At 68.5% G+C, this 20206-nt stretch carries 21 protein-coding genes; 12 read left to right on the top strand and 9 right to left on the bottom strand.

The features are described 5' to 3' along the window. Positions 1–146: 146 nt before the first annotated feature. On the top strand, positions 147–608 hold the full coding sequence (locus tag F8M74_RS13780) for a DUF6748 domain-containing protein (protein ID WP_141256007.1): 462 nt from the start codon (positions 147–149) through the stop codon (positions 606–608). A 21-nt stretch (positions 609–629) separates the two neighbouring features. On the opposite strand, the gene F8M74_RS13775 is transcribed toward F8M74_RS13780, so the two are convergent. Genes F8M74_RS13775 through F8M74_RS13765 form a run of 3 tightly spaced genes read right to left on the bottom strand, consistent with a single transcriptional unit; the run spans position 630 to position 2511 of the window. Next, positions 630–1238, bottom strand: a complete 609-nt coding sequence (locus F8M74_RS13775) for a peptidase (protein WP_141256009.1) — start codon at positions 1236–1238, stop codon at positions 630–632. After that, positions 1238–2029 carry an ActD-like protein gene (locus tag F8M74_RS13770; RefSeq protein ID WP_141256011.1) on the bottom strand — a complete coding sequence of 264 codons (792 nt, stop codon included), beginning with the start codon at positions 2027–2029 and terminating at the stop codon, positions 1238–1240. Before F8M74_RS13770 ends, F8M74_RS13775 begins: the two co-directional genes overlap by 1 nt. Continuing rightward, a complete protein-coding gene (locus tag F8M74_RS13765; RefSeq protein ID WP_026113921.1) occupies positions 2026–2511 on the bottom strand; it encodes an RNA polymerase sigma factor in 486 nt (161 codons plus the stop codon). The genes F8M74_RS13770 and F8M74_RS13765 overlap by 4 nt, the downstream gene beginning before the upstream one ends. Before the next feature lie 298 nt (positions 2512–2809). On the opposite strand from F8M74_RS13765, the gene F8M74_RS13760 reads away from it, so the two are divergent. From F8M74_RS13760 to F8M74_RS13745, 4 genes are read left to right on the top strand one after another with little or no spacing between them, the layout of a single operon-like run. Beyond that, entirely contained in the window at positions 2810–3472 is a 663-nt protein-coding gene (locus tag F8M74_RS13760) for a B12-binding domain-containing protein (protein ID WP_141256013.1), read from the top strand. A gap of 7 nt (positions 3473–3479) precedes the next feature. After that, entirely contained in the window at positions 3480–4184 is a 705-nt protein-coding gene (locus F8M74_RS13755) for a hypothetical protein (RefSeq protein WP_141256015.1), read from the top strand. Then, positions 4181–4711 carry a hypothetical protein gene (locus tag F8M74_RS13750; RefSeq protein ID WP_141256017.1) on the top strand — a complete coding sequence of 177 codons (531 nt, stop codon included), beginning with the start codon at positions 4181–4183 and terminating at the stop codon, positions 4709–4711. The genes F8M74_RS13755 and F8M74_RS13750 overlap by 4 nt, the downstream gene beginning before the upstream one ends. Then, a complete protein-coding gene (locus F8M74_RS13745; RefSeq protein ID WP_141256019.1) occupies positions 4704–6230 on the top strand; it encodes a response regulator in 1527 nt (508 codons plus the stop codon). The genes F8M74_RS13750 and F8M74_RS13745 overlap by 8 nt, the downstream gene beginning before the upstream one ends. 19 nt (positions 6231–6249) lie before the next feature. On the opposite strand, the gene F8M74_RS13740 is transcribed toward F8M74_RS13745, so the two are convergent. Next, the gene (locus F8M74_RS13740; protein WP_140786687.1) at positions 6250–6618 is read right to left on the bottom strand and encodes a helix-turn-helix transcriptional regulator; all 369 of its coding nucleotides are present in this window, start codon (positions 6616–6618) and stop codon (positions 6250–6252) included. 484 nt (positions 6619–7102) lie between these two features. Here F8M74_RS13740 and F8M74_RS38535 point away from each other — a divergent pair, with 484 nt between their 5' ends. From F8M74_RS38535 to F8M74_RS13720, 4 genes are all read left to right on the top strand, one after another. Continuing rightward, positions 7103–8734 (top strand): methyl-accepting chemotaxis protein, encoded by a 1632-nt coding sequence (locus tag F8M74_RS38535; protein WP_141256021.1) that lies wholly within the window; start codon positions 7103–7105, stop codon positions 8732–8734. Between the two features lie 37 nt (positions 8735–8771). Further along, on the top strand, positions 8772–9410 hold the full coding sequence (locus F8M74_RS13730) for a hypothetical protein (RefSeq protein WP_141256023.1): 639 nt from the start codon (positions 8772–8774) through the stop codon (positions 9408–9410). Beyond that, the gene (locus tag F8M74_RS13725) at positions 9407–9820 is read left to right on the top strand and encodes a hypothetical protein (RefSeq protein WP_228559277.1); all 414 of its coding nucleotides are present in this window, start codon (positions 9407–9409) and stop codon (positions 9818–9820) included. The genes F8M74_RS13730 and F8M74_RS13725 overlap by 4 nt, the downstream gene beginning before the upstream one ends. Positions 9821–9957: 137 nt before the next feature. Continuing rightward, on the top strand, positions 9958–10284 hold the full coding sequence (locus tag F8M74_RS13720; RefSeq protein WP_228559275.1) for a hypothetical protein: 327 nt from the start codon (positions 9958–9960) through the stop codon (positions 10282–10284). Positions 10285–10410: 126 nt separating this feature from the next. On the opposite strand, the gene F8M74_RS13715 is transcribed toward F8M74_RS13720, so the two are convergent. Next, positions 10411–11928 (bottom strand): long-chain fatty acid--CoA ligase, encoded by a 1518-nt coding sequence (locus F8M74_RS13715; RefSeq protein ID WP_141256027.1) that lies wholly within the window; start codon positions 11926–11928, stop codon positions 10411–10413. 108 nt (positions 11929–12036) lie between these two features. On the opposite strand from F8M74_RS13715, the gene F8M74_RS13710 reads away from it, so the two are divergent. Continuing rightward, positions 12037–13470: a serine hydrolase gene (locus F8M74_RS13710; RefSeq protein ID WP_228559273.1), complete on the top strand. Its 1434-nt coding sequence runs from the start codon at positions 12037–12039 to the stop codon at positions 13468–13470. A 72-nt stretch (positions 13471–13542) separates the two neighbouring features. Then, on the top strand, positions 13543–14187 hold the full coding sequence (locus F8M74_RS13705) for a hypothetical protein (RefSeq protein WP_141256029.1): 645 nt from the start codon (positions 13543–13545) through the stop codon (positions 14185–14187). Between the two features lie 9 nt (positions 14188–14196). On the opposite strand, the gene F8M74_RS13700 is transcribed toward F8M74_RS13705, so the two are convergent. Continuing rightward, entirely contained in the window at positions 14197–15234 is a 1038-nt protein-coding gene (locus tag F8M74_RS13700; RefSeq protein WP_141341432.1) for a medium chain dehydrogenase/reductase family protein, read from the bottom strand. Between the two features lie 124 nt (positions 15235–15358). Here F8M74_RS13700 and F8M74_RS13695 point away from each other — a divergent pair, with 124 nt between their 5' ends. Next, complete coding sequence (locus F8M74_RS13695; protein WP_171410371.1) at positions 15359–16357, top strand: lipase family protein; 999 nt, start codon at positions 15359–15361, stop codon at positions 16355–16357. A gap of 63 nt (positions 16358–16420) precedes the next feature. On the opposite strand, the gene F8M74_RS13690 is transcribed toward F8M74_RS13695, so the two are convergent. The 3 genes from F8M74_RS13690 to F8M74_RS13680 all read right to left on the bottom strand — a co-directional run bounded on the left by F8M74_RS13690 (position 16421) and on the right by F8M74_RS13680 (position 20171). Then, positions 16421–17611: an alpha/beta fold hydrolase gene (locus F8M74_RS13690; RefSeq protein ID WP_141257903.1), complete on the bottom strand. Its 1191-nt coding sequence runs from the start codon at positions 17609–17611 to the stop codon at positions 16421–16423. A gap of 2 nt (positions 17612–17613) precedes the next feature. Then, the gene (locus F8M74_RS13685; RefSeq protein WP_216620442.1) at positions 17614–19275 is read right to left on the bottom strand and encodes a hypothetical protein; all 1662 of its coding nucleotides are present in this window, start codon (positions 19273–19275) and stop codon (positions 17614–17616) included. A 206-nt stretch (positions 19276–19481) separates the two neighbouring features. Further along, positions 19482–20171, bottom strand: coding sequence for a hypothetical protein (locus F8M74_RS13680; RefSeq protein WP_141257905.1), 690 nt, complete (start codon positions 20169–20171; stop codon positions 19482–19484). Positions 20172–20206 lie beyond the last annotated feature (35 nt).

Here is a 20206-nt window from a genome sequence, read left to right as displayed (position 1 = left end):
ACTCCAGTCCGTCAACGAACCCTGAGCGACGTGGGAGCAGCAATGTCCACCTGCAACTGACCGCCAGTCATCAATTCGCGAGACAGACTGGCCCCTGGCAGCGAGCCGGAGCACACTGGCGCCTCTTTCCTCCCCTGGAGCCCGTCATGAACAGCCGCTCGCTGGTGCTCGCCGCCCTTGTCCTTGGCTTCGTCTCCGGATGTAGCAAGCCGCCCGCCGCGACGTCCTCGCCACCGGCGAGCGAGAATGGAACCCCCTCCAGCGAGAACGGAACGCCCACCATGACCCCACCGCCCAGCAATGATTCCCAGCCCAAGCAGGGTGAGAGCGCCGTCTACATCGTCAAGGACAGTGGCGTGCGCTGCTTCGCCCCGCCCTGCCCCACCTACAACGCCTTCCCGGTGGACAAGCCGGACGCGGAGCCCATCCCCGTGCACGAGCTGGAGCTGTCGGCGGTGACGAAGGGCTCGGACGAGCAGACGGAGGCGTTGATCCAAAAGACGCTGGGCGGCACCGGGCTCAAGATTCAGGGCACCCTAGAGACGCGGCCCAACGCGGGCCCCGCGGGCGCGGCCACCGTCCTGCGCGCCAGCAAGGTCGAAAACTGAAACCACCCTTCCGGGCGGGCCTCAGATGTGGAGGCCCACCTGGATGCCGGGCCAGTGCTGGAGGCGTTGATCCGGCTCCGGATTGCTCTCCCGGAAGGACAGCCGGGTAATGGAGTCGAAGTCCGACTCGCCCCAGGAGAACCACGCGTTGTAGGTGGGCCCGGCGAACACGGCCAAGCGGGGCATGAGCTGGAAGCCCAGCATCAAGCGGGCCTGCCCCAGCACATTGCCACCGTCCCCCTCCAGCGGGTTGCGCACCGGCTGGACGGCGCCGCCCGTCACGTCCAGGTCCACCCAGAGCCGCTGGGACAGCGTCATGTGCCCGCCCACGCCCGCCGCGAAGCTGAAGCGCGCGTCGCGGCCCGGCTCCAGGCCCGCCATCAGCGTGAAGTAGACGGCCCCGCCGCCCAGCTTCACCCCCATGTTGGCGACCTGGATGTCGCTCAACCAGAACTCCATGTGGGTGGAGCCCCGGCGCAGCCCTCGCGAGGAGGACTCGGAGACATCGTCCCCCGGCTGCAGGGCGAAGGCCCCCCGCTCGCTCATCAGCGAAAGGCGGGGTGCGTACCGGGAATCAGCGGTGGCGGTCCCCGCCCACAGCCCGAATGCGAGGAGCGCAAAGGATTTCATCACTCCTGCTTTTCCAGCGTGAGGGAGGCCTGCGTCAAGTTCCCGGGCAATGACAGAGGAGCCGAGGAGGCGTCGGGAGTTCCAGACAGTGCCTCCGCGGCGGCCAGCACCACCGCCACGTCGAAGGGCGCATCGGACGAAACGAAGAAGAAGCGCTCGAAACCCGGGGCATCGTCCAGTTCGTAGGCGCGCGGCAGCACCTGCGTTCCCGACGGCACCAGGGCCATGGACCGGGAGCCCTCGTCCGGCGCGTGGAGGGTGACGGCGCCGTTGCCATCCAGGGAGACGATGACGCCATGCGAGCGGCCCGAGGCGATGTACGCCACCTGCACCACGTCACCCGCGGCGGCGGCGGCCCCGTCGGCGAGCCGCTCCGGGCGGGAGATGGACTGCCGGTGGATGACGAGCTGCGGCGCCAGCCCCTTGATGCGCGTGACCTCCCGGGTGTCCCCCGGGGCCGTGCCGTGCCCGGTTTCCGAGGAAGGCAGGGCCACCATGACCAGCGCCACCGCGGCGAGCGCCGGCACCAGGCCCCACGCGGGCGACAGGCGGAAGGACGGGCGGGGCGCGTCCTGCCGGGCCGCGCGCGCTTCCACTTCGCGGGCCACCCGGGCGGGCGGCAGCGTCTCCAGCGTGGCGCGCGTGTCGGCCTCCAGCGCCGCGAGCCGGGACAAGCCGTCGGGTTCCTCGGCCAGCCGGGCGCGGGCGGCGGCCAGCTCCGCGGGCGGCAACTCGCCCAGGGCGATTCGTTCCAGCAACCAATCCGGGGTGCGGTGGTGGGCGGATGTCATGCGGCCTCCAGCTCCAGCTCTTGCAGCACTGCCGTCAGCGCCCGCAGGCGCTTGCGCACGCCGGACACGGACAGCCCCACTTCGCGGGCCGTCTCCTCCAGCGTCATCCCATCCACCAGGTGCAGCACCGCGATGTCCTGACTGGACGCGGGCACCCGGCCGAAGAGGCGGTCCAACAGGCCGCGCGCGGCGGTGCGGGACTCGGTGTCATCGGCGGAGGCAATCTGCAGCACCAGTTCGTCCTCCCGGTCCTCCGGGCGCCGCTTCGCGCCGCGCAGCCTGTTGAGACACACCGTGGTGGCAATCCGGTGCAACAAGCTCGACGGCGCCGCGTCCTTCAGAGCGCCCTGGTAGCGAAGCAACTGCACGAACACGTCGTGCATGGCGTCCACGGCCTTCTCCTCGTCACGCAAGAGGAAGCGGCAGCGCCGGAGCACCTGGGGGCCATAGCGCCGGTAGTAGGCCTCCACATCGATTGACACCGCTCGCTCGCCTCCCTCGGTTGCCGCGGACAGGGAAACACCGCGGCCTCGGAGAACTGTCACTCGGACTTTTCAGTCCCGAGTTTCCTGGGGACTTATCGGGAATCAGCGCAGCGTCCTTGTACCCAGGTACAATGCCGCCCCCCCGATTCGGTAAAAGCTACAAGCAAGCAGGCACGCGAGCGCGTGAAAGAAGGGCCGGGCACTGTCAGGTTGGCGATGAAATCGGGACCAGTTCGCTGTCACTGAGAAACACAACCCCGGTACGTTGCCCCCTCGCCCTCCCCCCACGGCGCCCGTGCTCACCTCCAACGACTCCGGCCTGACGGGCCTGCTGAACGCGTATCTCGCAGCGCAGCTCGCCGGAAATCGGCGTGAGGCGTTGCGGCTGCTCGTGGACGAGGGACTGCTCCGGGGCATCCCCCTCCAGACGCTGCACCTGGAGGTCATCCAGCCCGCCCAGTATGAAATCGGCCGGCTGTGGCAGGAGAACGTCATCTCCGTGGCGCAGGAGCACCTGGCGACCGCCGTCTCCCAACTCGCCCTCGCACACCTGTACCGGCACCTGCCCAGGGCTCCGTTCAACGGCAAGGTGGTCCTCGTCTCCTGCGTCCAGGGCGAGCTGCATGAAGTGGGTGCGCGCATGTCCAGCGACTTCCTGGAGATGGCCGGCTTCGACGTGCGCTTTCTGGGCGCCAACGTTCCACCGGAGCACCTGGCCCGCATGACGAACGAGCTTCGTCCGGACCTGGTCGCCCTTTCCGTGACGATGACGTACCACCTGCCCGCGCTCCGCGAAGCCGTGGCGCACGTGCGCAAGACACTCCCGGATGTCCCCATCGCCGTGGGCGGCCTGGCCTTCAACTGGGCACCCGGTCTGAAGGAGGAGCTGGGCGTGAACTTCTTCGGCAAGGACGCGCGGCAGTTCGTCGCGTCCGCCTGTCGGGCCCTGGGAGTCTGAAAGCACCATGGAGAGCGTGAGCAAGAGCGTGGAAGCACGGGCGGACCGGCTGGCCACCGCCTCTCAGGAGGCGCTCTATCAGGACCCCTTCTGGGCCGCCCGTTACGGGGTGGAGCGCGCGCAACGCTTCGGTGACGAGGACGCGCGCTTCCACGTCCGCTATCTGGTGCAGGCCCTGGACGAGCACCTCCCCTCTGTCCTGGAGGGCTACGCCCGCTGGCTGCGCACCCTGCTGGTGTCGCGCGGCATGTGTTCGCGCCATCTGGACCGGCACTTCGCCGGGCTGGCCGCCGCGCTGGAAACGGAAGGCTGGGGCCCTGGGAGCGAACCCCACGACTACGTGGGCGCCGCGCGACAGGCCCTTCGCTACCAGGAGGGTCCAGCCCGCCTGCTGGAAGAGGAGGCGCCCGAGCTCGCACGCGCCACCACAGCGCGCCTCACGCTCTACATCATCCCCGAGGACCAGCCCCGCCTGGAGGAAGAGCTCCAGTTGCAGCTGTCCTACGTGGCCGACGCGCTCGCCGCCGGGAAGCCCGACCTGTTGGGCGACCATGTGCGCTGGTACGCCGGCTTCTGGCCGAGGCGCGGATTTGGCCTCCTGGCATTTCCCAGTGTGCTGGGCATGTTGAAGTCCGAGCTGGGCTCACGTCACCCCGAAGCACGGACACTCCTCTCCGAAGCGGGGGTGTCCTGGGAGGAGACTCGTTCATGAGGCATCCCGCCTCCGCCGAGCCGCGGTTCTTCGACGACCTCAGCCACGAGGTCGCCCTGGCCTGCGACGCCGGAGGCACCCTCACCTGGGTGGACCCCCGCGCCCGGAACGTCCTCGCCGCCAATCCCGGACAGACGCTGCGCGGCCTGGCGGCCCAGGGCACCGAGGAGAAATTGGACCGGCTGCTGGTCCAGGCGCGCGAAGAGAAGGTGGAGGGCTGGAAGCTCATCCTCTACCGGGACCAGGTGCCCACGACGGTGCGCAGCACGGATGAGGCCCGGCGCGTGCTGGAGCGCATGCGCCCCGCCGCCATGGTGCTGGACGTCATGCTGGAGGGCGAGACGAGCTGGGGCTTCTCGCACGAGCTGAAGGAGGCCGAGCGCTCGCGGCTGGCGAAGGAGACGGCCGCCATCCTCGCCAAGCACACGCTGAGCCGCGAGGTGGCCATCACCCGCATCCGTGACGCCCTGTCCAGGGCCGGCCTGGGCTCCCAAGCGTTACCGCTGGAGACAAGCCGCCGTGGTTGAGCCCCGTCTGGCCACCGTCCTCAACGTCAACGACGACGACGCGAACCGCTACCTCGTCAACCGGCTGCTCTCGCTGGCGGGCTACAACGTGCTGGAGGCGGCCACCGGCATGGGCGCGTTGCTGATGGCGCAGCAACACCGCCCGGACGTCGTCATCCTCGACGTGAAGCTGCCGGACATCAGCGGCTACGAGGTCTGCGAGCGGCTGCGCGCCAATCCCCAGACCGCGGCCATTGCGGTGCTGCACACCTCCGCCACCTTCGTCACCTCCGACAAGAAGGTGCGCGGCCTGGACGGCGGCGCGGACGCCTACCTCACCCAACCCTTCGAGGGCGCGGAGCTCATCGCCACGGTGAAGTCGCTGTTGCGCCTGCGCCACGCGGAGCAGGTGGCGCGCAACCGCGCCAACGAGCTGGCGGAGATGGACCGCCGCAAGGATGAGTTCCTGGCCATGCTGGGGCACGAGCTGCGCAACCCGCTGGCCGCCATCATGACAGCCATTGGCATCCTGGAGCGCAGGCCCGCCAGCGATGACAAGGAAGCGCGGATGCGCGGCATCATCCAGCGCCAGACGAACCACCTGGCGCGGCTGGTGGATGACCTGCTCGACGTCAGCCGCATCACCCGCGACAAGGTGGAGCTGCGCCCCGGCAGCGTGGACCTGGTGCCCGTGCTGCGGCAGGTGCTCCAAATCGTGCAGCCCATGGCGGATTCGCGTGGGTTGGGCCTGGACGTCTCGCTGCCTTCCGGTCCGCTCTGGCTGCAGGCGGATGCCACGCGGTTGGAGCAGGTCTTCACCAACCTGCTCGACAACGCCATCAAGTACACCGACGCGGGTGGCGTCCACCTGCACGTGGAACAGGAAGGCGTGGGCGGCTCGGCCCAGGCGGTGGTGCGGGTGAAGGACTCTGGCATCGGCATCCCGCCGGAGGTGCTGCCGCGCATCTTCGAGCTGTTCGCGCAGGCGGACACCTCGCTGGAGCGCTCGCGCGGCGGCCTGGGCATTGGCCTGACGCTGGTGCGCAAGCTGATCCAGCTCCACGGCGGCGAGGTGACGGCGCGAAGCAGCGGCCCCGGCCACGGCAGCGAGTTCGTGGTGAAGCTGCCCCTGGCCCCCACGATGGGCGAGCCCGCGCCCACGCGCGACGCGGTGGACCTCCGCCGCGGCCGGCGCGTCCTGGTGGTGGAGGACAATTCGGACGCGCGTCAGGCCATGCGCGACCTGCTGGAGCTATGGGGCCACCAGGTGGCGGTGGCGCCGGATGGCCTCCAGGGCGTGGCGCTCGCGGTGGCGCAGCCGCCCGAGCTGGCGCTGGTGGACATCGGCCTGCCAGGGTTGGACGGCTACCAGGTGGCGCAGACGCTGCGCGCCCAGGTGGGCAACGGCATCCGGCTGGTGGCCATGACGGGCTACGGCGGCCCCGAGGGACGGGACCAGGCACTGCGCGCCGGGTTCGACCGGCATCTGGTCAAGCCCGTGAAGCCTGACGAGCTGGACCGAATCCTCTCCGAGCTGTGAGGGATTGAAGTGACAGAGGTCAGCGGCGGTTCAATGCGTTGGCCACCAGTCCCAAGAGCTTCACCTTCGCGGGCTCCAGCGGGCGCACGGTGCGCAGCAGGCGCCGCACCTCGGGGCGCTCCTGCGGAGAGGTGGGCGCCTCGCCGGGGCGCGCTACACCGTTGAGGGCGTTCGCCGACAGCCCCAGGAGCTCATCCGCTGAGACGTGGAGCTCGTGGCACAGCTTCAGCAGCGTCTGCACGCTGGGCAGCATCCCGCCGCGCTCGAGGCGCCCGTAGACCTCGGTGGCCACATCGATACGCTCAGCCACGTCCGCCTGGGTGAGCTCCAGGCGGGTGCGAGCAACGCGCGCGGCAGCTCCGATTGTGGTTGCGAGTTTCTTGTCCATGCCTTACCGACCCGGAACGTTTGGCCGCTGGCATAGGACGTATGGGGGCAGACAGACAGAACTTGCCGGGTCAGTCGCCAATTGTTCACCCATAGGGTTGCTGTGCACGCGGTGGACTTCGCGAGTCCATCCACGACGCGCGGCCGATGCCTTTTCTCGACGGAAAACGTCGAGTGAGAGGCCTCCGCATGCCTTCCGGACCCATGCAGTCACCTGGGTCGCAGGAGGACCTGACACGTTGTGCGGCGACTTTCCTACGGTTCCGTCGAGTCCTGCACGCTGTCCCGCCCTCTAGGGTTGGTTCATGTTTTCAACGTGCGCAGAAGCGGTTCACCACGCTTCATATCTATCTGGAAATACAGGACTTGATGAATCGTAGGAGACCTCACCGGGTGTGCGAACCCTCGGCAGGACTGATACCGGGGGTATTTCCGGACTCAGGTGAACGAGCGCGGTGACGATGCGGCGGATACGCTGAGGGCCGATGGCGGTCGGCCGGAATTTGCTGGTGAAGCTGTGCGTGGCGATGGGCGTGGTGGCGCTGCCGCTGCTCGTCGTCATCCTGGGGTTCGTCTTGCCGCAGCTGCGGGAGCAGCTTCGCGCGGACCGCATCCTGGGACTGAGGCAGGCGGTGGAGACGGCCTACGGCGTGTTGGAGGTCTACGAGGCCCGTGAGCGGTCGGGCGCGCTGACGCGGCAGGAGGCCCAGGCGCAGGCCTCGGCGCTGCTGGAGCAGCTGCGCTACTCGGATGTGGAGTACTTCTGGGTCAACGACCTGGACACGCGGCTCGTCATGCATCCGCACCTGCCGGACATGCTGGGCAAGGACCTGAAGGGCTACCGCGACGTGCGCGGCAAGCCGGTGTTCGTGGACATCGTCACGCTGGCGCGGGCCCAGGGTCAGGGCGCGGTGTCCTATGAAGCCACGCGGCCGGGCTCGCCTGAGGCCATTCCGAAGGAGAGCTACGTGAAGCTCTTCGCGCCCTGGGGTTGGGTGCTGGGCACGGGCGTGTACGTGGAGGACATCGAGCGCGAGGTGGCGGCGGTGCGCCAGCGCATCCTCCTGGCGGTGGGCGGCGCGCTGGTGCTCGCGCTGATGGCTGGCGCATATCTGTCGCGCCGGGTGGTGCGGCCGGTGCGGGAGCTGGCGCAGGCGGCGCACCGGGTGGCGCGCGGTGATTTGGAGACCCGGGTGGAGGTGCGCTCCTCGGACGAGGTGGGCCAGTTGGCGGCGGCCTTCAACACCATGGTGGCGGGACTGCGCGAGGTGGTGGCGGCGCTGGTGGATGCGGCGGGCGCCACGGCGGCGGACGCGGAGCGCATCCGAGCCTCCGCGGATGCGTTGTCGGTGACGACGCGGGAGCAGTCGGACTCACTCCAGCGCGCGGCGCAGACGGTGCAGGGCATGAGCGCGCGGGTGTCGCAGGGAGCGGAGGCGGCGCGCACGGCGGCGAAGACGGCGGCGGACAACGGTCAGGTGGCGCGCGAGGGTGGCGCGGCGGTGGGCCAGGCGCTGCGGAAGATGGCGGAAATCGTGGAGGTGGTGGAGGGCTCGGCGCGGACGGTGGAGCGGTTGCAGGCCTCTGGCCGGGTGACGGCGGAGATGTTGCGGCTCATCCAGCAGGTGGCGGAGGAGACGCAGTTGTTGGCGGTGAACACCGCGATTGAAGCGGCGCGCGCGGGTCAGCACGGCAAGGGCTTCGCGGTGGTGGCCGGCGAGGTGCGCAAGCTGGCGAACCGGACGCGGGATGCGGCGGGGCAGGTGCAGACGCTGCTGAGCCGGAGCGAGGCGGACACGCGGGCGGCGGCGGACCTGATGCGCCAGGGCACCACGGCGGCGCAAGAAGGGCTGGGCTTGTCCACGACGGCGGGAGACGCGCTGTCGCGGTTGCTCGCCGGCGTGAATGAGATTGGCGGCAAGGTGGAGCGGATGGCGGACGAGAACACGCGCCAGTCCGCGTCGGGGGAGAGCATCGCCGGGAGCATCCAGGCGCTCTCGGTGCGCTCGACGGAGTCGGTGGCCGGCGTGCAGCAGATTGCCCGCTCCGTGGAAGACCTGCGGGCACGGGCGTCCAAGCTGAAGGAGCTGGCCGGACGCTTCACGGCGCGGGGGTGAATTGTCCGCCACACACACGCCTGCTAGCCTCCCAGGAATGCGCCACAAACGGTGCCTGCTCTTCGGCAGCCTCTGGTTCGCCGCGTGCGCTGGCACCCCATGGATGCCCCGTGAAGCCGAGCACTATGGCTTCGCGAACGCCACCAGCCGGCGTGTCTGGGTCCGGGGGCCATGGGAGGCCATTTCCCCTTCCGATGACATCGACGTGGTCATCGACCAGCTCTGCCCCACCATCATGCGGCTACCGGGCGCAACCGACCGCGACCACGGCCAGGAGTACTGCGGGGCGCTCTATTCCCTGGGCGATGGCGTCTACCACGCGAGCTTCCCGTCTCCACTGGGCACGAAACGCCCTGTGGGCCCGAGCAGGCGAAAGACCTGCTATGCCCCCATGAGCGTCCAGGACACACGCGGCCGGGCATCGGTCATCGCCGACTATCACAGCCACCCCTGGTCGCCGTCCCCCATGTCGGAAGAGGACCGCAGAGCGAACACCCAGCGGTACTTCATCCGCATCCAATTCGACGCCCGGTGCATCATCCACAAACTCGTTCCCCATGCGAATGAGGCCCGGCCTGGCGAACTGTACGTCCGGGAGGCCCGGCAATGGAGGCTCGTTGGACGCATCCTTCCCGAAGACAAGGCCACCGGCCGCATCACCACGGTGACGGAATGAAGTTCAAGGTCCTCTCATTCTGCATGTTGCTGTCGGGATGTATCCCCCGCTCCCCGGCACTCCCCCGCGCCGCACCGGAAGAAGCCGCGTGGTTCAAGTTCCCGGATGCGCTTCCTGCTGACGGCCGACACGAGATTCCTTCGGCAACGGCGGCCGCCATCCAGTTGGCGATGGATGATTTCCGTCCCAGGCACCTTCGCATTCCGGGCAACGCTTCCCCCGTGGAGGTCTGCCTGAACCAGCGGCAGTCCTATGACGTGAGGACTTCCCCCATGCCAGAAGGCATCCTCCTCGTTCGCTTCTCCGTCAGCCCAGGTGCCTGCATGCAAGACGGCCCCGTCACCGACATGGGTGCCACCTATGCGGTGGACACTCGCGCGTGGCGCATCCTGGCGGTGCAACAGCCATGACGCGCTTTGGGCCGCTTTCGCTCCTCGTGCTCGGAGCCCTATCGATGGGCTGCGCCACAACCGCGCCGCTCCTTCCCCGAGCGACACCTGAAGAAGCAGCGGGATTCACCTTCCCACTCGAACTCCCATCGGAAGGGATGCTCCACCTGGAGGGGAACACCGCCGCGGCCATCCAGCTCGCCATGGATGACTTCAGGCCACGCGGTGCAGCCATCCCCCCGGGTGTTCGCCCCGACGAGGCATGCCTCTACCTGCCACAGTCTTACGACGTGACTTCCGCACCGGGGCCGGAGGGCGTGGTCCTGGTTGAGTTCCAGCAGAACGACACCGCCTGCCCGCCATCACCGGCGCTCTCCGTGGAAGCCCTCTCCGGCAAACCGCTTCGGGAGATCACAACCTACGCCGTGGACATCCGGGCCATGCGCATCCTGGCGGTGGGCATCCAGACTCGCCCCAGACCCTGACGTGCCTCTTCCGTCGTCGGCAGGTTCGGCAAAGAAGGCCTACCGCGTGACCAGCACATGGGCGGCAACGCACGAACGGATGCGCAGCCGCGAGGGACACGGGCCTGGGGAGGACTTGTGGGCAACTCAGGGCGCGCCGTGCGCGGCACCGAGCGTGCGCCGGTCGACCTTGCCGGCGGAGGTCCTCGGCAGGGCTTCCACGAAACGAATCGACTTCGGCGTCTTGTAGCGAGCGAGCCGTCCGTCGCAGAAGCACAGCAGGGCCTCCGCCGAAGGCGAGCTGCCCGGCCGAGCGACGACGAGCGCGCGCGGCGTCTCCCCCCACTTGGGGTCCGCCACGCCGATGACGGCGACCTCGGCCACATCGGGATGCCCCGCGAGGACGCTCTCCACTTCCGACGGGTAGATGTTCTCACCGCCGGAGATGATGAGGTCCTTGCTGCGGCCCACGATGCGGAAGCACCCCTCCGCGTCCCGCGTGGCCAGGTCGCCGGTGTGCAGCCAGCCGTCCGCGAAGGTGCGGGCGGTGTCCTCCGGACGGCGCCAGTAGCCCGCGCACAGGTGAGGGCCTCGCAAGAGCAGCTCGCCCACATCGCCCGGCTGCGTCTCACCGTCGATGCGGGCCTCGACGTGGAACAGGGGCACGCCCACCGCCCCCGGCTTGCGACGCACGTCTTCCGGTGGGAGCCAGAAGTTGTTGGGGCCCGCTTCGGTGAGGCCATACCCCGTCTTGAAGTCCACGCCCCGAGCGAAGAAGCGCTCGAAGACGGGGGCCGGGCAGGGCGCGCCGCCGCTGATGACCAGCTTGAGGCGTGACAGGTCCACGGCATCGAAGCGCGGGTGGCGCTGCATCTCGATGAACATGGTGGGCACGCCGAAGAAGAGACTCACCACGCCCCGCTGCACGAGGTCGAACACGCCCTCCACATCGAAGCTCCGGCACACCACCGATGCGCCGCCGACGTAGGCCAGCGGCGCGGTGAAGACGCTGAGTCCTCCGGCATGGAACAACGGTGCGTTGAGGATCGCCACGTCATCGGCGGTCAGGCCCCAGCCCATCACCGTGTTCACCGCGTTGGCGGTGATGGAGCGGTGCGTGAGCACCGCGGCCTTCGGCAGACCGGTGCTTCCGCCCGTGTAGCAGAGCACCCATGGGGCATCCTCCTCCAGCTCCAGCGGAGGAAGGGACACGTCCGTCTGCGTGTCGCGCTCGGAGAAGGCCCGCTCACCCGGTCCTGGAGCCGCGAGGCTGAGCCAGTGGCGCACGAAGGACGCGCCAGGCCGCACGGCCTCCACCTGGGCGCGGAACTCCGGCCCGAAGACGAACACGGAGGGCTCTGCATCCGCGAGCAGCCCACCCAGCTCCGCGGCACTCAGCCGCCAGTTGAGAGGCTGAAGGACGGCGCCCAGCTTCGCGCACGCGAAGAAGAGGTCGAGGAACTCGACGCAGTTGTAGGCAAGCACCGCGACACGGTCCCCTCGCCCCACGCCCAGCGCATGGTGGAGGAAAGCGGCGGTACGCGAAGCCGAATCGTTCCATTCACGAAAGGAGATGCGTCGGTCGCCATGGTCGGCGTCGATGAGGGCGGTACGCTCAGGAGCCAGCGCGGCACGCCGGGCCAGCCAGTCATGGACGATGGGCATGGTATCCACGCTAGCTGAACCCGGCGGCATCGCGCCCGGCACATGAGAGGGAAGCGGGCAAGCAACCCACCTCACCGTCACCTCCCCCCATTCGGAGGGCCACACGACATGCAGCCCCCATCCCACCCATGGCTGCTCGTCGCGATGGCCCTCCTGTTGTGTGCGGAAGCAGGAGCCGCATCCACACGGCTGCTGCGCGCCGAACGCACACGCCGAGCAAGAGCCTCCGCCCCCCTGGAACAGTCACTCCTCGCGGCCGTGCGGGACGCGGGCTTTGACCAGGTGCTCGACTTCAAGCGCGACGGTGCGCGCATCGCCCACGCGCCCTACGTCGACGTCGCCGTCATCGAACTGGATGCCCGGAGCCGTCCCACGGCCGCCGCCAACGTGCTGCTGTCGCGCGACTACCCAGCTGGCGCCATCGTCCCCATCGACGTCGAAACGCTGGGCACCACGGCAGTGCGTTACACAGCGTGGAATCTGGACCGCTGGGACAGCGACGCCCACGATGCCACACCCACGGAGACCCTGGTCCCCGGACGAGACAAAGCGCCGCTCCGCTTCATGGCGCCCTACCCTGCCTCGCTCTTCAAGCTGCTCATCGCCTTTCGCGTCCTCCAGTGGGTGGACCAGGGCCACCTCACGTTGGACCAGCCCTGGCGCTTCCTCCGAGACACCGAGGACAAGGGCACGCGCCCGATACGTGACTGGCTGGAGCCGATGATGACCGAATCGGACAACACCGCCACCGAGGCCCTGGTGAAGCTGCTCCACGAGCAAGGCGCAATGGCGGGCCTCAACGCGGAGCTGGCGGCGCTGGGCCTGGACACACTACAAATCCACGGCACGTCCCCAGTGACAGGCCGGAGCTGGAACCCCGGCCAGATTCACATGACGGCGCTGGATACCGCACGGCTGTTGCTGCTCATCGAAGGAGGCCCTGGCGTCCTCTGGCGCACCGCCTCGGGCCGCGAGGTGACGGCGAAGGAACTCGCTGGCCCGTCCAGAGCCCACCTCCAATCCCTGCTCGCCGACCAGGCCCTGCACGAAGCACTGTCATCCACGCTGCTGTGCGGAGATGCCCGCGCGGAGCCAGGCATCCCCGCGGCAGTCCCAAGGCGATGGGTGAACCTTGAGAACGGCACAGTAACGGCGGCGGAGACCGCCTTCGGCCGGGACACGCGCCCCTGCAACGCGACGGCGGAAGTCACATTCCTCCATAAGACAGGGCTGACGGAGAACTACAGCAGCGACGGCGGCATCGTCCGCTCCCTGCCCGGCAAACCCTGGCGCCGATACATTGTCGTGTTCATGTCCAACCTGGGCTACCGCTACTACGACGCGAAAGTGGCCGACGCGGCTGAGTTCGCGAAGGGCGAAGGCGGCTTCCCTTACGTCAGCACGTCCATCAGCTACACGCAGCGAGTCCCAGCCCTGGGCCGCCGAATCGACGCGATGATGCGGGAGCGCCAACGCGCACGTCCCCGGGGGCCTCCCGCCAAGGACGCGGTTCCCCAACAGGCGTCTCGGCCCGCTCGATAGAAAGAATGGGGCTTTCGACCGTGCCGTCGCGTGCTTGATAGCATGTGCCGGGACACACGCAGCACGGCCTGAATGCGCGTCATCCCAGGCACACAGAAAGTCGTCACGAACATGCTCGCGCACCACAACACCCAGCTCGTTGCATTGAGCCCTGCGCCGTCGACCCTCGCCGAGGGCGCCACGCCACCGTGGCCGCCTCCACCGCTGCGCGTTCAGCCGAAGCCGCCCACGCATTATCAAGGGACCACGAACACCATCATCATCGGCATCGGCCTTCCGTTACTGGGCGCCTACGCCCTCTACGAAAACGAGCGCGCCGTGGCCATGGTGGGCTTCATCGGCGGACTGGTGGCCTGGATCTTCGCCGCGCTCCGGTTCAGCCAGGAGCACAAGACCCGCCAGCACAACCAGGCCGAGCACGCCGAACACATGCGCCGCGCCATCCTGACGTGGGCGCGCATCACGGATTCGGCCATCGTGGAGCAGGTGCCGAACAACGACGGCCGCATCACTCACTACCTGCTCGACCTCCACGTCACCCCGTGGCACCCATCCCACCCTGCGCCGCGGCAGGTTCCCCTCCGGTTGAGAGTCCCAGTGGCGCACGGCCCCCATGTGGTGCCGGGCGCGTACCTCGGCGTGCTCTCCGACCCGGAGGCGGCATGGGTCGTCCCGCAGAGCCTCCTCACCCTGCAGGGCGCGCAGCTCCCCCTCTGAAGCACGCCCTCACGGCACCAACACCAGCTTCCCCACCGTGCCGCCGGACTCCAGTGCCCGGTGCGCATCCGCCACCGCGTCCAACGGAAACGACTTCACCGGTGGCGGCACCAGCTTCCCCTCCTCCAACCAGCCCAAGAGCCGCGCCATGGACTCCTCCAGCACGGCGCGCTGTTCGAACAGGTACGACAGGTTGAACGCCAGCACGCTGGTGTTGTCGTTGGTGAGCGTCAGCGGATCAAACCGCGGCGTGCGCAGCCAGTCCCAGGCCAGCTTCGCGTAGTTCGGCCGGCCGCCCGTGCGCGGCAGCATGGAGTGGAAGCCGTAGATGACGAGCTTCCCCGGCGAGGCCAGGTGCTTGTAGCTGTCACGCAACGTGGACGGCCCGTTCGCATCGAGCACCACGTCATACCCCCGAGGTGCCGCCCGCTCCGCCGCGGCCCACAAGTCCTCCCGGCTCTTGTCGATGACGACCTCCGCCCCCTGCGCGCGGGCCGTCTCCACCTTGTGCGTCCCACCCACCACGCCCACCATCCGGCACCCGGCGATGCGGCCCAACTGGAGCAGCGCCCCACCCACGCCGCCCGCCGCCGAGTGCACCAACACGTTGGCGCCCGGCCGCGGGTGCGCCAGTTCGAGCAGCGCGTAGTACGCGGTGAGGAACACCGTGGGGAACCCCGCGGCCTGCTCCATGCTCAGCCGCGCGGGCAATGTGAACACCTGGTGACGGGGCACCGTGACGTGGGTGGCGTAACCACCGAAGCGCGTCACGCCGAACACTCGCGCTCCGGGTGCCAAGTCTTCCACGCCCGGTCCCACGGCATCCACGTGGCCCGCGAACTCGAAGCCCGGGGTGATGGGCCACCCCACATACTCCTTCGCGGAGGCGTACAGCCCCATGCGGATGACGCAGTCCGCATAGTTCACCCCAATGGCTTCGGTGGCCACCCGGACCTCTCCGAATCCAGGTGAATCCTGATTCACCTCTTCAAGGTGGAGCTGCTCGTACCCACCTGCTTTCCGGATGACGACCTTGCGTGCGCGCATGACCCGTTGCTTACCACGCGACGCAACGCGACAACGTCCGCGCACGTCCAGTCAGCGGAAGACGCGCGCGCGCGATGTCTCTAGACTGTGTATCGAATTCCCAAACAAACGAAGGAGTATGCCCATGCGACTGAGGCCTTCGCTGTATCTCGCGAGCACGCTGCTGCTTGGCATCGCCACCGGCTGTGGCGAGGACATCACGTCCCACGAAGAGGCGCTTGGCGAGGTGGAAGCCGCGGCGGTCTCCACCTCCGGCGCCACCACCCATTTCCGCAGCTGGCTGTCGTCCAACGGCTACAACAGCTACGACTTCGTTCGCACGGACCTCACGGGCGGCAGCTACGGCGGCAAGGCCAGCGCCTCCGACACCGTGACGAAACAGCCCGTCATCTTCATCCACGGCAACTCGGACAAGGCGGTGGGCTCGGTCTTCGGCCAGACGGGATGGACGAACTCCATCGAGTACTTCCACTCGCGGGGCTACAAGACGAGCGAGCTGTACGCGACGACGTGGGGCCCGGCCAACGCGCTCCAGTCGGCGAACCAGTACCATTCGAAGCAGAACGTGATGAAGGTGCGCAAGTTCATCGAGGCGGTGAAGGCGTACACCGGGGCCTCGAAGGTGGACATCATCGCCCACTCCATGGGCGTGACGCTGGCGCGCAAGGCCATCCTCGGCGGCACGGCCCACGACGCGGCGGACGGCGGCACCTACAACGTCGGCGCGCCGCTCACGTCCTCGGTGGACACCTTCGTCGGCATCGCCGGCGCCAACCTGGGCCTGACGTCTTGTTACATGTCCGGCCCGTCGACGCCCACCTGCGGCTCCACCAACGGCCTGTACCCGGGCTACCTCTTCTGGGGCAGCGTCACCGGCCGCTCGACGTACCTCAATGACCTGCGCTCGACGAGCGGCTACGAGGGCACCTTCCGCTACAGCATCTACTCCACGGCGGACGAAATCATCGGCTACGACGGCATCGTCTACGGTGAGTACACGTCGCGAATCCCCGGGCAGACAGGTGAGAAGCGCTACACCGGCTACCCCTACGGCCACTTCAACTCGAAGGACCTGACGGCGGAGGTTCAGTACGACATGGTGGTCAACCACACCATCCCGTAACCGTCTCCACACGGGCGCCTCCACCCTCGCGAAAGGGTGGAGGTGGACCGGCTCAACACCCCACTACGGCTGGGGCAGCACGCCCGGCGTCGGCTCGCCTTCCTGGCCCGGCGTGGGCGGAGGCAGGCTCTCCGGCGTGAGCGGCTCGGACGCCGGCGCGGGCGGAGACTCCGGCCGCGGCGCCTCCTCCTTCGCGGGAGCGGACGGCACCTCGATGCGCCCCGCCGCAACGTCGCGGACGAAGGCGAAGGCCGCCTCGTTGAAGCGCTCCGTACAGTCGAGCTGCACGGTGTGCCCGCAGCCCTCCAGCGCCACCAGCTTCGCGCCGGGGATGTGGGACGCGCCGTACTCCATGATGCCGCGCGCCTCGCCGCCGTGGAGGAAGGGGCTGGGGATGAGCCGGTCATCCGTGCCGTAGATGATGACGGTGGGCACGGTGACGCGGTGCAGGTTGTCGCGCACGAAGTCGTTGTGGGACAGGCCTCGCACCGTGCGCACGTTGGCGTAGGCGTAGGCGTCGAACTCGGGCGACTTCGCCAGCCGCACGCGCTCCTCAATCAGCCACTCCAGCTCCGGCCGCCAGTGCATGAAGTTGGCCTGGCGCACGCTGCCCCAGATGCTGGCCTCCGGCGCGGACTTGATGAACTCGGAGCTCATCGCCCGCGCGAACCACTCCTTCTCCCGCCAGCTGAACTTCTCGAAGCCGGCGGGCGACGCCAGCACCAGCCCGCTCAGCGACTCCGGGTAGCGGATGGCGAAGGAGAGCGACGTCTGCCCGCCCATGGAGTGACCGGCGAGCACGGGCTTGTCCAGGCCCAGGTTTTCCACCAGCTCCAGCACCGCGTCCGCCATGGCCTCCATGGTGTACGGGAAGGTGCCGGGCTTGTCGGACTTGCCGTAGCCGGGCAGGTCCACCGCGATGACGCGGTAGCCCTGCTGCTGGAAGGCGTCCAACTGCGCCCGCCAGAACTTCAGGTACGAACCCAGGCCGTGGATGAAGACGACGGCCTTCGCGTCCGGGCCGCTGCCGGGCATGTCGACGTAGGCCATCTCTGGCACCACGGCCATGCCGTACTGATTCGCGGTGCGCGGAAGCGGAATCCGTTTCACCGGCCAGGGCTGCTTCGAGCCCTCGGAGGTGTAGTCCAAATCCTGGAAGGAGAGCGCGGGCTGGTGCGCGTACGAGCGCACGCAACCGGCGGAGGAGAGCCCCGCCGCGAGGAGCAGGGCCGTGAATGCGCGGGAGGTGCTCATGGTCAGAACGCGTACCAGGTGAAGGTGGTGAAGACGGAGAAGGGATTGGTCCGGATGGTGGACGAGCCGTCGTAGAAGCTGCCCCGGAACAGGTAGCCCGCGTGCAGGCCGGCCGTCATGAGGTAGCGGATGTGGTAGCGCAGCTCCGCGTTGACCTCGGTGCCGATGTACCGGCCGCGCTCGACCTCGGGCGTCCACCGCACGGGCGTCGCGTCGGAGGTGGCGGTGCCCACGCCCAGCTTGAGGTTCAGCTTGTTGGGCACCATGTCCCACGCCGCGGTGGCGATGGCGGCGCGCATGCCGTAGCCCTGGTTGGAGATGTCCGTCACCGCGCCCGTGTAGTTGTTCACCGTGCTGGTGAACGGGAACAGGATGAGCATCTTGTGGTTGAACCACACCGCGCCCGGCAGGCCGTACTGGTTGAGCGTGAAGGCGCCGGTGTAACGGCTGTCGGAGAGGTCGTCGTCGCCGGTGGTGTACATGCCCTCCAGCGTGAGCATGTCCGCGGGCCCGCGGCCCCACTGGTACATCAGCTCCAGGTTGGCGGAGAGGCCGGAGATGTTGAGCTCGGCCAGGGCAGAGCGCTCCGGGTCGTCGCTGACGTACTTGCCGCCGTTGTACATGACGAAGCCGGACGCGCCGAACCGGCCCGTGCGGAAGTCGATGTTGTGGTTGAAGTTGGCGCCCGCCCAGAAGACGTTGCCTGTGGGCCGCGCGATGTCGAAGCGCGCCGTGCCCGTGAAGGTGTTGAGGCCCGTGGAGGATGGACCGCTCTTCACCAGGCCCTCGAAGGCGTAGGCGTCACCCTTCGTCTGGTCGTTGAGGAGCCACAGCGACAGGCCCACGTTGGTGTTGGGCCGCACCGGGTAGACGTAGTCACCGGTGATGAGCCAGATGTACTTCAGGCGCGGATCGTTGCGCGTGCCCTTGTCCGCCTGCGCGGTGCCCAGCGGCATCAGGCTCAGCTTGGCCAGGCCCTTGTAGCCACTGAAGATGGAGATGCCCGTGGCATCGCTGCCCAGGAAGCTCATCTTGTAGCCGGTGCGGGTGATGTCCGACAGCGGCGTGCGCGTGGGGTCGTAGACGTTGTCGTAGACGGGCTGCGTGCCCACCAGCAACGTCAACTCACGCGGCTTGCGCGTGGGATACAGCGCGACGTTGACGTTCTTCGTCTGGATGTTGACCTGGTCGGCGTTGAAGCCGCCGCCCTCGTTCTGCTGGAGCGCGTTGGCAGACCGGCCCCACATGTAGTCGATTTCGAACTGGGCCCGGAAGGAGGCCAGCCCGTCCACGAAGTGGGGGCTGTACTCCATGACGGGAATCCATCGCTGCTCGATGAAGTACGCGGACAGGCCGGGCTCGGCGCGCACCGCGCTTCCCGCGGGCATACCAATGGGGCCCAGCGACACGCCGCGAAGGCCGGCCGGGTCACCCACCTGGTTCTGCACCGACACACGCGTGAAGAAGTAGTTGATGAGGCTGAACTGACTCGGCTTCGCGTCCTCGTCGCGGTTCGCCTCGTCGTTCCACTCACCGTAGTAAAGGCCGGGAACCGGCGTGCTCTGCGCCGCCGCCGGAAGCGACACACCCGCCAGCGCCAACGCCAGGGCTCCCGCGGACCGCCGCGCCGCCCTGCGTGCCTCGGACAACCACCACCGTGCCATAAACACCTCGGCCCCATGCGCGGGGGCGCTCCCAGCCTTCCGGCCGGACTGCGAACGTCTGCGTGCTCGACTTTTTCCGTGGCCCGCGGACTGCCCGCCTCGCGAGGCCGTGCTCCACCCCTGCGCCCGCGCCACACGGCACCCGCCGGGCACGGGCCCCACGCGGAAGGGAGGAGGAGCACGCCTCCCTTCCAGCGGGACTCACACTAGCCGCCGATGGTGTAGCGCTGCACCGCCTTGCCATCGAACGGCCGGCTCTCGCCCCCGATGACCTGGTTCACCGTGGCCGAGCCCACACCGCCCGCCGCGCAGTTGGCGCCCGTGGCGCCGCCCTCGAAGAAGATCTCCAGGTCCAGCGTCCGCCGGTCCGCGGAGAACGCGCCGCGGCCCACCTGCCGGAAGCCCGGGTAGGTGAACGCGACGTCGAAGCACTCGCCGTCGCCCTGCACGTTCTCGATGCTCACGACGGTCGAGGTGAAGGACAGCGCGTTCTGCGGGAGCGCGGGGTTGCAGGTGCCGGACATGCCCGCGTTCGGCGCGCCCTCGATGGTGCCCGGGATGCTGTCGACCCGGAAGTTGCCGCCCTGCACCGTCATGGTGACGCTCTGATAACACTGCGAGCTGGCACCGAAGTTGATGTCTTCACTGAAGCCGTTCGGATGGCTGGGAATGTTGGCCCCAGTCATCGTCAGCGTCTTGCCTTCCACGAACGCCAGGATGCCCTGCGGCGTGCTCAGGTTGGGCGTGTTGTCCACCGGGTCGCTCTCACCACAGCCCACCAGGGACAGCGCAGACGTCATCACCGCGGACAGCAGCAGCTTCTTCTTCATGGGTTGCTCCTCTTCCTCCGGCGGGCATCGCCGGGCTGACGCGACAGTCGACAGGCAGCGAGCCACCGTTGGCGTGGCCCGTCCTTCAAGGTGCGTTCACG

Source organism: Myxococcus sp. CA023 (genome assembly GCF_010998615.1).
In the GTDB taxonomy this organism is placed as follows: domain Bacteria; phylum Myxococcota; class Myxococcia; order Myxococcales; family Myxococcaceae; genus Myxococcus.
Note: the sequence above shows the minus strand (reverse complement) of the source record. Positions and strands in the feature narration are given on the sequence as shown.

What these genes read in the sequence shown, in the direction of transcription:
- F8M74_RS13730 (WP_141256023.1), top strand. Translation starts at nt 8,772, where the DNA reads ATGCGCCACAAACGGTGCCTGCTCTTCGGCAGCCTCTGGTTCGCCGCG.
- F8M74_RS13740 (WP_140786687.1), bottom strand. Translation starts at nt 6,618, where the DNA reads ATGGACAAGAAACTCGCAACCACAATCGGAGCTGCCGCGCGCGTTGCT.
- F8M74_RS13700 (WP_141341432.1), bottom strand. Translation starts at nt 15,234, where the DNA reads ATGCGCGCACGCAAGGTCGTCATCCGGAAAGCAGGTGGGTACGAGCAG.
- F8M74_RS13770 (WP_141256011.1), bottom strand. Translation starts at nt 2,029, where the DNA reads ATGACATCCGCCCACCACCGCACCCCGGATTGGTTGCTGGAACGAATC.
- F8M74_RS13725 (WP_228559277.1), top strand. Translation starts at nt 9,407, where the DNA reads ATGAAGTTCAAGGTCCTCTCATTCTGCATGTTGCTGTCGGGATGTATC.
- F8M74_RS13710 (WP_228559273.1), top strand. Translation starts at nt 12,037, where the DNA reads ATGCAGCCCCCATCCCACCCATGGCTGCTCGTCGCGATGGCCCTCCTG.
- F8M74_RS13705 (WP_141256029.1), top strand. Translation starts at nt 13,543, where the DNA reads ATGCGCGTCATCCCAGGCACACAGAAAGTCGTCACGAACATGCTCGCG.
- F8M74_RS13755 (WP_141256015.1), top strand. Translation starts at nt 3,480, where the DNA reads ATGGAGAGCGTGAGCAAGAGCGTGGAAGCACGGGCGGACCGGCTGGCC.
- F8M74_RS13720 (WP_228559275.1), top strand. Translation starts at nt 9,958, where the DNA reads ATGCTCCACCTGGAGGGGAACACCGCCGCGGCCATCCAGCTCGCCATG.
- F8M74_RS13780 (WP_141256007.1), top strand. Translation starts at nt 147, where the DNA reads ATGAACAGCCGCTCGCTGGTGCTCGCCGCCCTTGTCCTTGGCTTCGTC.
- F8M74_RS38535 (WP_141256021.1), top strand. Translation starts at nt 7,103, where the DNA reads ATGGCGGTCGGCCGGAATTTGCTGGTGAAGCTGTGCGTGGCGATGGGC.
- F8M74_RS13695 (WP_171410371.1), top strand. Translation starts at nt 15,359, where the DNA reads ATGCGACTGAGGCCTTCGCTGTATCTCGCGAGCACGCTGCTGCTTGGC.
- F8M74_RS13775 (WP_141256009.1), bottom strand. Translation starts at nt 1,238, where the DNA reads ATGAAATCCTTTGCGCTCCTCGCATTCGGGCTGTGGGCGGGGACCGCC.
- F8M74_RS13690 (WP_141257903.1), bottom strand. Translation starts at nt 17,611, where the DNA reads ATGAGCACCTCCCGCGCATTCACGGCCCTGCTCCTCGCGGCGGGGCTC.
- F8M74_RS13685 (WP_216620442.1), bottom strand. Translation starts at nt 19,275, where the DNA reads ATGGCACGGTGGTGGTTGTCCGAGGCACGCAGGGCGGCGCGGCGGTCC.
- F8M74_RS13715 (WP_141256027.1), bottom strand. Translation starts at nt 11,928, where the DNA reads ATGCCCATCGTCCATGACTGGCTGGCCCGGCGTGCCGCGCTGGCTCCT.
- F8M74_RS13750 (WP_141256017.1), top strand. Translation starts at nt 4,181, where the DNA reads ATGAGGCATCCCGCCTCCGCCGAGCCGCGGTTCTTCGACGACCTCAGC.